Raw genomic sequence first — 11,206 nt, 5'->3', positions numbered from 1 at the left:
GCCGACTTGCTTAAAGCTTCGGCACCGGACGCTTGGGAGCTCGCTTGATCATCCGTTTCTGATCGTCACGCGGCGGGGGATTGTTGTTCCCACCGTTACCGCCATTGCGACGCGGAGGCGACAAGTCCGTGAACGTTTCGGTCCACTTCCAACCAATCGGGACTTCCAATTCCTTTTTGGCAAGCATGGCCCAAGGCGTGCCTTCGTGCTCGGCAACCACACGTTCTAAGAATTCCCGGGCGGTGTCCGCTTCGCGTTGCCATTTACTTCCGACTGAAATTTCGTCCGCCGGCTTCAATACCCAAGTGTTGTTCTTGGGATCTTCGAACGGCATTCCTCGTTTCGCTTTCGCGAGAATCGCGTTGTAAGTCTCCGTGCGGACTTTTTGTGCCAACACTCGTCCGTACGCCAAGTCAAATCCGGCCAGCCAACGCAAACTTTCTTCCTCGTCACGATCCTTCAACCCTTGTTCCAACGTGGCCGCCAACTGAATCAGCACCGGTTCCAACTTCGCCGCGTCCTGCTGAGCAACCGTCAACGCTTGAGCCAACCCAGCCTCGTCGCGTTTCACAAACCGAGTTTGTGGGCGCTGAATCCCGCTGACGTTTTTGATTTGGGCGGCGGCGATCAATGCCTGACGCAGTGGGCTTCGCTTGACAGCTTTGACGTAGTCCTGCGGCGACAAATAATCGGGACGATAACGAGCCATGGCGGTGGGATCAAAGAACGCACGCAGGTCCGCTGTGAACGCATCGATCTCACCCCGCCGGACCTCTCGCGAAACATTACGATTGGGGTGCACGGTGAAGTAAATCCCGCCGGTCTCGTAACACAGACGCGTCAAACCATAGGGACCAAAGCCGCTATCGATGACGGGCTCCTGCTCGAAATCACCCGTGAAGCTCAATTGAACGCGTTCCGGCAAAAACGTTTCCGGGCCTTGATCGACTTGGGCCCACTGAGGCGTTTGGTCGTATTCCGGATCGGGATCGACGTACTTCACCAGCGTGTGCTCTCGGCCGAATGGAGCCGGCACCCCGACCACGTAGACAGGGATTCCCCATTTGCGACAGGAACTGATCGAAGATTCCAGCAGATGAGCGTCGTCGCCTCGCTCGTCCGTGACGACAACAAACATCACATTGCGTTTCGGACCGCGAGGCCCCGCATTGCGACGCAACGATTTGTATTGTTTGGCGGCGGATTCGATGGCGGTGAAGACGCGTTCTGTCCCCGAGTTGTCGACCGGAATGTCCGCAACGGTTTGCTTGATTCGATCCAAATCGGCGGTCGGTTCTTCGGTGAATAACTGAACCTTTTCACCGAACCCGATAATGGACGTGAGCACCCGCGGCTCGGCAGGACCGTTTGGATCTTCGCCCGCCGTCTTGGAATCCAATTGCTCACGAAGCAATCCGAGTTCCTCGTAAATTCGATCGAATCGGTCGCGAATGTCTTGGCGTTGTCGTGTCAAAGAACCACTTTGGTCGAACAACCAAACGATCAACGTCGGTCGTTCTTCGGCGGCTTGCATCACCTCGAACGTGATCTGGTCCACGGCGCCCGAGGCACCCGCGGTTCCTTGCCCAACGCGACCTTTTTGGTCCAACAATCGATCCTGCGGTGCCACTGGTTGGCTGAACATCTTGTTGACCATGATGTCACCTAGGTCAGTGGGTTCCAGATCCACAGGACTGACCATGTTAGCGATTTCGGCAAACGTTGCTGCGGAAGCCTCCGCCATGTCAAATTCAGCCAGCGCGTCCGCACCGATTTCGACCTGCGGCTGATCACTGACCACAATTTCTTCGATCAGATCCACCGCCTCTTCGTATTCCGGTGGCGGTGCGATCATCACCACGGCTTCGTCATCCACCGGATTTTGCAACTGCACCAACGCCAGTGACAAAATCACAATTAGATGCACCAGCATGCTGCCGACCATCGCAACCGTCTCGTCAGCGTCCCAGAACGATTCGTCTTCCCAAAGATCGGGCGAATCCCCCGTGTCGTATGGGTGAACGGCATTGTCCGCTTCCGCCTCTGCGGTTTCAGACCGCGAGCGTGTCGGCAATGCTTTCTTGATCGATTGAAGAAACGATGAGTCGCTCATGAAATCCGATTTTCACCTGTTTGCGTTCACAAAGCCGGGCGATGGGGATTGCAAACCAGCGGTCATGGGCGAAGATTTGCGATTCGAGATTGCTCCGGACACTCTTTCAAACGTTTTTCGCGACGATTTGAACCCTTTGATTGTAATCGAAAGTCCGATTCACATCCTTCCCTGCGTAGTTCGAAACGTCGTTGACTTGAGGATCAGGCTGATTTGATGGAACAAACAAACGAATCCACGGGACGCTTGATCGCCATCGGAGACATCCACGGTTGCAACGCGGCTTTGCAGACGATTCTCGCAGCGATCGATCCACAGCCCCACGACATTTTGGTCACCCTGGGCGATGTCGTTGACCGCGGACCGGACTCCAAAGGGGCAGTCGACACCCTCCTGCAGTACGGTCAGAAAACCCAATTGGTTGCACTTCAAGGCAATCATGAAGAAATGATGCTCAATGTGCTTCGTGGCAGCGAATCACACCACAGTTGGTTGCGATACGGCGGAGTCGAAACGCTAGACAGCTACGGATTCGATGGCGGATTGGATTTCCTGCCCGAAACGCATCGTGTCTTTTTTGAGTCCTTGGGCGATTACTTTGTCTTCGAAGACTACTTCTTCACTCACGCGGCCTACGACCCGGCCGTTCCGCTGGACGAACAGACCGTCGAAATGCTCCGCTGGCACTCGCTTCGACAAGGCGTGCCGGAACCACACCAAAGTGGCAAAACAGCATTCGTGGGCCACACGGCCAACCACGAAGGACAAATCCTTGACGTTGGGCACTTGGTCTGCCTGGACACGCACTGCTATGGCGGAGGTTGCTTGACCGCGATGGAAGTCCGCACTCGTCAGGTTTGGCAGGCCAATCAAGAAGGCGTCTTGTTGCCCTAAACCGCCTAGGCGAATTCGATCACGAACATCAAATTCGCAAGGTCAAAACGCAGCAGGCGTCACGACCGCAGGCCCTGGCACGACGGGCGTTGGTGCTGTTGGCGAAGGAGACGGTGTCGCGGAAGCATATGAAGTGGTCACACTTGCGGCTGGTGTCGTCGCGCCTTGGTACATGTACACCTGCAAGGTGACGGTTTGGTTGGCAACGTCCACCACCGGAGGTGCCAGCCAAGCATCGGGAAACGACGAGGCTGCAATCTCGGCGTCCAGATCCGCAGTTGGCAAAGCACCATTGGTGCGAGCGATGGCGACATTGCGGTGGATCAAACCCTCGGCGACCAAACGACCTTCCACCTGCTGACGAACACTCGCAGAACGAATGTTCAATCGCCGATGGGACCGGACAATACTGATAGCGGCCAGGGAAAGAACAGCCATCGCGAGAAAACTCAGCACAACGGCCGATCCTCTCCGACGTCTTACCGCTCGACACGATCCCAGTCGAACCTCAACAGCGACACAGGAGCGACAAATGGTTGCCGTCTTCAACGAACGTTTGGAATGGAGTGCAGTGTTCATAGTTGTGGCGACAGACAAAGGACGGTGGTCATCTCTGCGGTCCGATGATCAGGGCGCAATTCAGCAGCACGTTCGGCGGACGCTTGCAGATGCAAAGAAAACTGAACGCCAACGAGTTGACCGGCGACATCGATCCCGCTCATCGCAAAGGACTGGACGGAACTTTCCAAGCAAACGGTTTCGCCCAACGATGGATCGACCATCACCAAAGAACGGTTCACACCATCAGATGCACGTCGAACCTCGAAACGAACTCGTCGTGAACTCACGCCATCACTGACAACAAAATCACTTGAGCGAACCGATGTGATCGACAGGCCCGAGTTGGAGAGGTCTCGCATTCGTCCTGACACGAAACGCAAGGCTTTGCGTCCCTCAGCCGAAACGCCCTCATGGCCTAACGACATTGCGGTAACACGCGCCGAACCACGCATCATTCCAACCATGCTGGTTGCCAACGTTCCAACGATCACGACACATGCGATGGTTTCGATTAGGCTCACGCCCATTCGATCAGCTCGCTTGATACGTGAGAAAGAAGTGCGATGAATCATCATGGTTGACTCCACTGAGTCCGCAACGCCTGGCTCAACTCACCTGGATCGAGAGAACCGTTGTTGTTTTCGTCTTCCCAGACCGTCACGTTGATCGTGACCAAGTTTGGCACCAATGAATCCGTCACCGAAACTTCCGATCGCATCGATTTGGTTTCGTCGCCTACGACGGCCGCCGTCAGCGTGCCACGCATGCTGGCAAATTGAATGGGATCACAGAGATCGATCTTGGTTTGTTCCACCAAACGTTCGGCCTCAAACAAAAGTTGATCTTGCCGATCCATTCGCTGAATCAATTGGCTGGATTGTCCCATCAAGTTCAACGCGGGAATCAAAACCAGCGAGAGCAAAGCGGCGCCAACAGCAACATCAATCAACGTCGCTCCACATCGAACCGATTTAAATTGGTTTCGAGTGCAAGTCTTCGACAAGATGTTCGAACCGCTCATGGGGATGCATTCTGATAGATGTTTCCAGACGCTGCCTGGACAAAGACGTCGATTGATTCGGAATCCCGGTAAACCTTCAACTCCAAATCTCGATCCGCGGTTCCGGTCGGGTCAAAAACGATGCGCGATGCATTCGCCCGAACACTGACGTCCGGATGCAATTCAATGGGGTCCGTCATCCAAGTGGACGCCCCTGGTAAAGAGGCTGCGCCAAAAGCGTCCGTCCCATCGCTGTAAATTCCTGGTGCTGCCGTCATGTCAACGACCATTCGGTTTTCGCCATCCTCATCACGCACCGATTTCCATCGAACCGTCACGGAACAGCGACGAGTCAACGCTGTCTCGCGAGCGAGACGCAAGGAACGCAGCACGACATCCGAATCTTGACGCACAGTTGTCCGCTGCGAAAAAAGCTGTCCCACACGAGGTGCAGCCAACAGCGAAGCACTCAAGACCATCATGACCAACAACGCTTCGACCAATGTCACCGCTGCACGACGACGAGCATCCTGACGAGGCATCACTGAAAGAAAGCGTTGCGGAGAAAAAGACATGACTGAACTAGTTCGTCACAGGCTTGCTGAACGTTCCCGTCGTGGCGTCATACGGATACTGACGCAGCTTGTTGTATCGAGCACGCGAAGCGGTATCGTCTGCTTTGATATAGTTTTCGCGAACCAAGTAAGCGATGTTACGTGGGTACGAACCCATTTCCAGATAATAGGTTTGAGCCATCGCGTTGAGCGATGCGATGTCTTGCTCCGCCAATTTGTCTTCGCTTTTTGCTCGCATTGGAGCAACAGTCGCAACTGTTGCGGCAGCCACGACAGCGAGAATCACAACAGCGGCGATCACTTCCAACAAAGAGAAGCCAGATTTTTTAGTACGTTTCATTTCAAAAGACTTGGTCTGAATGAGAAGAATGTGGGGACGGAAGTCCTTGCGGACAGAACCCGAGAAATGATCCGACAGTCGTGATCACCTCCACTGAAACGTAGGTCAGAAAACCAATGGTGGACGGAAATCGACCTAAAAGATTTTTCAGATCGAAAACTGCCGGGAATTCCGCCTCAAAGCAGGCCCGCGGAAATTGTCAGACAGGCCCCAGGAAGTCGCTTAGGCATTCGCAACCGTTGCAGACGGGAACAGTAGTCGTCGCCCGAATGGAACAAACGCCGCAAGGATCTCGCCAAATTGGCTAAATGGAACCGTGCCGCCGCAATTGCCGAACATCTCCACTGTTGCAAGCCAACAAACCTTCGTTTGTACGAAGCAAGAGGCTGCCGTCTCCCTGCAAACCCTCGCAGCGTCCCTGGACGGATCTTCCGCCTATGCGGCATACAACGGTTTTGCCACGCAAGACATTGCGGCTCTCAAAACGTTGCAGCAGGTCCTGCGGCTGATTCCTCACCTCCTCGATGACCTCCAATAAATGCGGGGCCAGAGTGTCCAGAATCTGATCCTTCGAGATCAATTTGCCCGTCGCTTCAGCAACAGACGTAGGTGGCACGGCGCCCGCCTCAACTTGATCCAACGTCGGATGCTGACGCAGATTGCAGCCAATGCCGATGGCAAAGTAAGACTCGCCGCGAATCGCCCCCTCGCCATGTCGCTCGATCAGAACACCGGCAACCTTGCGTTCATTCATCCAAGCATCGTTGGGCCACTTCAACTGAACCGAAGTCGGTCCGGCCACCATTTCGATGGCTTCCGCCAAAGCAACCCCCACCGCAATGGACAGCAATTCAATGGTGGCCTGCACGATCAGCGTGCATGCCAATCCATCTTCGGCCGCGAACCATGATTTCCCATGGCGCCCGCGCCCGGCGGTCTGCTGTTCAGCGACCACCAGCTTAGGAAGCTCTTGCTGAAGCTGCGTCTCGGTCGCCTTCCGCAGCCAACCCAATGACCACGAGTTTGTCGAATCAACCGTTGGCAGACGAACGATCGACGAAATCACTGAATCGCTTCGGCCAACAACTGTCTCTTCTTTTCAACTTCACTGAGTTCACCAGCCACAGCCGCATAGGCCTTCTCCGCTTGCTCGGCAGCAACCTTCGCCGTTTGAACCGTTTTCTCGATTTCAGTTCGCTTCGTCTGCATCCCGGCCAAATCACCTTGCAAGGACTTCAACGTCCCCGCGAGCGCCGCTTCATCCTTCTTCGTTTGAACAACCAACCGACGTTGCTGAGCAATCGCGGTGAGCTGCGTCGCCAGTGCTGCTTCCAGATTCGCGGTTCCAACCAAAGCGGCATCGTCGGGTGCGTTGCCTAGACCAACGCGAGACGCGATGACGGAATCAAACGCATCACGAGATTTCGACACCAAAGCAGGCAACCCGGCGATCGCCTTTTCTCGCTTGGCCTTCTTGGCTGCGATCTCCGCTTGGCGTTTCGCGATCGTTTCACATTGTTGCTTGATCTTGGCATCCATGTCCGCCAGAGCTTTTTGTGCGGCCTGCAATCCAGACACAGTCTGATCGCGTTTCGCTTGCAAAGGCGTCAGTTTGACTTTGATCGATGCCAAAGTTTGTTCCACTGCACCAATGCGTTCTTTCGCCGGCGGAGGATTGGCCGCCAGATTCTGAATCTGCTTTGGATCCGCGACCGCAGACATCCGGACGGCACCGGTCCAGTCGCCATAGATCATCTTCGAACTGTCGTGAGTGATCGCCACTTCCAAAACGGCTTCGGAAGCTGCCGGGGATTCCTTGATCTGCTTGCCGCCGGCATCCCACAATCGCACTTTGCGGTCTTTGCCGGCCGTGACCAGTTGCCCCTTGTGGTCGAACTGAACAGCAGTCACGCCACCACTGCCCGCGTTGATCGAACGGATCGCTTTTCCGGAGTTCACGTCCCACAACTTGACCGTGCCGTCTTCGCTCGCACTGGCCAAAACATTGGAATCATCCCGCCACGCGAGCGAGCGAATGGCACCTTTGTGCCCTGTCAGGTCGAGATACTGACGGCCTGTATCCGCTTCCCAAACCACCAAGCCACCACTGCGGTCACCCGACGCAACCAAGACACCATCCGGACTGTACGCGACAGAATAAATCCAGTCGGTGTGTTTCTTGATATCAAACAGCAAAGTGCCATCGGTGGCATCGTAGATCCTCAGCATGCGTTGAGGACCACCCAGTGCAATTCGCGTCATGTTATCGTTCACATCGGCATCGAAAACGGTGTCCAGTTCATCGCCCACTTGAGCAACGCGTTCTCCATTTTTGATGCTGTAAACCGCCGCGATTCCTTTGACACTGTGCTCACCGCCACCAGCAATTAAATATTGACCGTCGCGGCTGAACCGAATCGATTGTGGAATGCCTTCCTCGAAAGGCAGCACGCCCAGCAGTTCGGCGGTTTCGGTGTGATACAGCGTGATTTGCTTTTGCCCTGCGAGCGCGACCAAGGGCGCCCAGGGACTGGCCCCAATTGCAGTGGTCGCGGCAGCTCGTTTCGTCACCACAGGAACCTTTTGCGGCAATGCCTCGGGCATAGGCGGCGGACCTTCTGGACGCCCACTGGTGCTCGCTACAAATGCCAACGCGTTTTTCTTTTTCGCTTTTGCCTTGGACCCTGAGTTCTCCAAGATGCCACCTTCGATCCACGATCGAATCACCTGCAACTGTTCTGCAGGAAGCTTCGGCTGGCTAGGAGGCATGACCGGCGTGTCATCGTGATTGACCAACTGCCAAAGCCGACTGGTTTCAGCATCGCCGTCGTCATAAACGACTTCGCCGCTGCCGCCACCTTCCATCAAGGCACCGTAAGAGTCCATTGCCAACCCGCCGCGTTTATCGCTCTGGCTGTGACAGTTCAAGCAATGCTGACGGAGGATCGGTTTGACATCGTCCTCAAACGTGACCTTTTTCGCCGCATCGGTCGTCTTCGCATCGTCAGCAAGCAAGCCTGCGGACAAGCTCGCTGCCGCAACGCCAGCCAAGCATACAAATACGTTCCCAAACCGCATGGACCGTCGTGAAATCGAACGAAGATGCAACATCATGAGATTGACTAAAAGTGAATGAAAGCAGGATCAGTGGTTGAAAACGAATTCGCGGCCGTTGAGGACGGCCCAAAAGACGTCTTCCATGACCGCCTGAGGATCGGCACCTTCTTCGGAAAGAAGCTGCTTGACCGATTCACGTTCCTCTGGCAACGGATCTCGGCTGAGAGCACGTCGATAGATGCGATCAAGCACCGCTTCGGGCTCCAACTTTTCGTCCTTCATCCAGCGTTTGACTAATCCACCACGAACAATTTTGTTGTGCACGGAACTGCCGTTGAGCAAGTGCAGAGCCTGTGACAAAGACGGATCCGTTGTCGCTTCGCAATCACACACGGTGGTACGAGGCGAGCGACCAAACGTTGTCAAAAAGTAGTTCGACGTTGCACCGTCTGAAATTTGGACAGCGCGACTCCCAAGCGGCAAACCGCTGAACTTCTCAGGGCTTTCTGTCACCTGGCAGATGCAATCCAACAAGCTTTCCGCCGGCACACGCCGAATCGTCGCATGAGCGTAATTTCGCGAATCATGGGCGTTGGATTCGTTCGTTTTGGTACTGCGACCGTAAGCACGGCTGGTGCAAATGTCACGAACCAATTTGCGGAAGTCGTAGTTGTACTCCACCAACTTGTCGCCCAACTTATCAAACAACTCGGGGTTGCTCGGCGGGTTGCTGACCCGAATGTCATCCACGGGATCGACCAAGCCAGATCCCATGAAGTGAGCCCACACTCGGTTCGCAATGCTAGTGGAAAAGAAGGGATTTTCTCCGTCGACCAACCAATCCGCCAACACTTCGCGACGATCTTTTCCCTTTGTATCGGGAGCCTCTCCACCCAAGAATTTGGGTGGCACGTTTTTGTTCGTCACCGGATGCTTGGTCTCACCGCTGAACCGATTGTAAACAATCTTCTCGCGGTAGTCCTCCGCTTGCTTTCGCCCCACTTGGCTAAAGAAAGCAGTGAACCCGTAGTAATCGTCCATGGTCCAACGATCGAACGGATGGTTGTGGCACTGAGCACACTGAGTGCGAATCCCCATGAAGACCTGAGCAACGTTTTCCGCTGTCTTCAGTGTGTCACGTTCGATCTCGTAAAAGTTGGTCGCCGGTTGGCCAAAAGTCCCGCCGGTGCTGGTCAAAAGATCGTGCACCATCTCATTGACAGGAACATTGCGAGCGAATTGGTCGGTCAACCAACTCGCATACAGCATGGCTGATTTTTTGCTGACTTGGTTGGTGCTTTTGATCATCAGCAACTGAGCAAACTTCATCGCCCAAATTTCGCTGAACTCTTTTCTCTCCAGCAATCGATCGATCAATGCCTCGCGTTTATCAGGGGCCACATCGTTGACGAACAGGTTCAGCTCTTCTTCGGTGGGCAACAAACCGGTGATATCGATCGTTGCGCGTCGAATGAATTCCTGGTCAGTGCATTGCCCGCTGGGAACCAATCGCAATTGCTGCAGCTTCTTGTCAACCAATTCGTCCACATAGCTGCTCGGCTGAGGTTCCGGCGCCGTGTATTTCAGATCGGCAGGCAAGGTCAAGACTTGCGACCCAACGGTATGCGTATCAAAGCGGGCCATCACAAAGGCTTCGCCTCGCGCACCAGCTGTTGCCAAACCGTTTTGATCGATCGCAGCGACGGACGCATCATTGGTCGAGAAAGGGGCCAAACGACTCAGGTCACGAGTGGTGCCATCTTCATAGGTTGCAACCGCCACAAAACGCTGGGTCGCTCCTGTTCCTTCCAAGACAACTTGCCGCGGGTAAATCGAAACGGAAGTGACTGCGGGAGGCAGTGCATCGGCGGGGTCCTTCGGAGCCCCTGCTTCCAACCAACTGTGCAGGGTCTCGTAGTAATCCGAGTCCACGCCAAACAATTTCCCGCCCGTGTGTGGAACCGACCCGATCGACTTCTTCAGCAACAAGCTCTCCGAAGGGACGGCCAGGTTGATTCGTCGGACACCAATCTCACGCGTGATTCGTTGGTAGTCACCGTTCGGATCAAAGCCAAACAAACTGAGATTGAAACCATCTTTCCCGCGTGCGGCTCCGTGGCACGAACCGGTGTTGCAACCCGAACGTGTCAAGGTTGGCATCACGTCTTTGATGAAACTCACAGGGGAATGCGTGGCTGCCTGAGCAACCTTGACCTTGATTTCGACCGTGGTTCCGCTGAACCGTCCATTCAAGGTTGTTTCACCATCAGCCAGCGGACGCAGCAGATGCCCGTCGATCTTGACAAGCTTGTCATCGCCTAGCGACCAACGAACCTTGTCGGTGATGTCTTCAGTCACGCCATCTTCGCGACGCATGACAGCGACAAAAGATTGAAATTCGCCAGCGGTGGTCAACGAGATCTCAGGGGGATAAACCGCCAAATCAACTTGGGGCAATTCACCTGGCTTGCTCTTGATGGCTTCCGGGGAAGCGGCGGAGACTGAACGGATCGAGATCACCGCGATTGCAATCGCAGCCAGCCCCAATACGTGAACAGTCAATCGATGGAAGGACCAGTTCATTTCGACTCCTTTTGCTGGCGTAGTGGCTCCAAGCGACTCAGCGGCTTGGCGGCGTGCTTCGGTTTGGGTTTCGCTTCGGGCTT

At 54.9% G+C, this 11,206-nt stretch carries 10 protein-coding genes; 1 reads left to right on the top strand and 9 read right to left on the bottom strand.

What is annotated here, in order from left to right; all coding sequences use genetic code 11:
• Positions 1-10: 10 nt before the first annotated feature.
• The gene (locus ACF8AM_RS16080; RefSeq protein WP_392556610.1) at positions 11-2,113 is read right to left on the bottom strand and encodes a vWA domain-containing protein; all 2,103 of its coding nucleotides are present in this window, start codon (positions 2,111-2,113) and stop codon (positions 11-13) included.
• Between the two features lie 216 nt (positions 2,114-2,329).
• On the opposite strand from ACF8AM_RS16080, the gene ACF8AM_RS16075 reads away from it, so the two are divergent.
• The gene (locus ACF8AM_RS16075) at positions 2,330-3,007 is read left to right on the top strand and encodes a metallophosphoesterase family protein (RefSeq protein ID WP_392556609.1); all 678 of its coding nucleotides are present in this window, start codon (positions 2,330-2,332) and stop codon (positions 3,005-3,007) included.
• A 42-nt stretch (positions 3,008-3,049) separates the two neighbouring features.
• Here ACF8AM_RS16075 and ACF8AM_RS16070 read toward each other — a convergent pair whose 3' ends face one another.
• The 8 genes from ACF8AM_RS16070 to ACF8AM_RS16035 form a co-directional block, all read right to left on the bottom strand.
• The gene (locus tag ACF8AM_RS16070; protein ID WP_392556608.1) at positions 3,050-3,394 is read right to left on the bottom strand and encodes a hypothetical protein; all 345 of its coding nucleotides are present in this window, start codon (positions 3,392-3,394) and stop codon (positions 3,050-3,052) included.
• 188 nt (positions 3,395-3,582) lie between these two features.
• Positions 3,583-4,143 carry a hypothetical protein gene (locus tag ACF8AM_RS16065; RefSeq protein WP_392556607.1) on the bottom strand — a complete coding sequence of 187 codons (561 nt, stop codon included), beginning with the start codon at positions 4,141-4,143 and terminating at the stop codon, positions 3,583-3,585.
• Positions 4,140-4,589, bottom strand: a complete 450-nt coding sequence (locus ACF8AM_RS16060; RefSeq protein ID WP_392556606.1) for a hypothetical protein — start codon at positions 4,587-4,589, stop codon at positions 4,140-4,142. Before ACF8AM_RS16060 ends, ACF8AM_RS16065 begins: the two co-directional genes overlap by 4 nt.
• Complete coding sequence (locus ACF8AM_RS16055; RefSeq protein WP_392556605.1) at positions 4,586-5,143, bottom strand: Tfp pilus assembly protein FimT/FimU; 558 nt, start codon at positions 5,141-5,143, stop codon at positions 4,586-4,588. The genes ACF8AM_RS16060 and ACF8AM_RS16055 overlap by 4 nt, the downstream gene beginning before the upstream one ends.
• Before the next feature lie 7 nt (positions 5,144-5,150).
• Entirely contained in the window at positions 5,151-5,483 is a 333-nt protein-coding gene (locus ACF8AM_RS16050) for a prepilin-type N-terminal cleavage/methylation domain-containing protein (protein WP_392556604.1), read from the bottom strand.
• A 304-nt stretch (positions 5,484-5,787) separates the two neighbouring features.
• Positions 5,788-6,549 (bottom strand): biotin--[acetyl-CoA-carboxylase] ligase, encoded by a 762-nt coding sequence (locus tag ACF8AM_RS16045; protein ID WP_392556603.1) that lies wholly within the window; start codon positions 6,547-6,549, stop codon positions 5,788-5,790.
• Complete coding sequence (locus ACF8AM_RS16040; RefSeq protein WP_392556602.1) at positions 6,546-8,561, bottom strand: c-type cytochrome domain-containing protein; 2,016 nt, start codon at positions 8,559-8,561, stop codon at positions 6,546-6,548. Before ACF8AM_RS16040 ends, ACF8AM_RS16045 begins: the two co-directional genes overlap by 4 nt.
• Before the next feature lie 66 nt (positions 8,562-8,627).
• A complete protein-coding gene (locus ACF8AM_RS16035) occupies positions 8,628-11,123 on the bottom strand; it encodes a DUF1549 domain-containing protein (RefSeq protein ID WP_392556611.1) in 2,496 nt (831 codons plus the stop codon).
• Positions 11,124-11,206 lie beyond the last annotated feature (83 nt).

This window comes from Rhodopirellula sp. JB055, from assembly GCF_043100905.1.
Lineage (GTDB): Bacteria > Planctomycetota > Planctomycetia > Pirellulales > Pirellulaceae > Rhodopirellula.
This window is presented reverse-complemented; position numbering and strand designations above follow the sequence as displayed.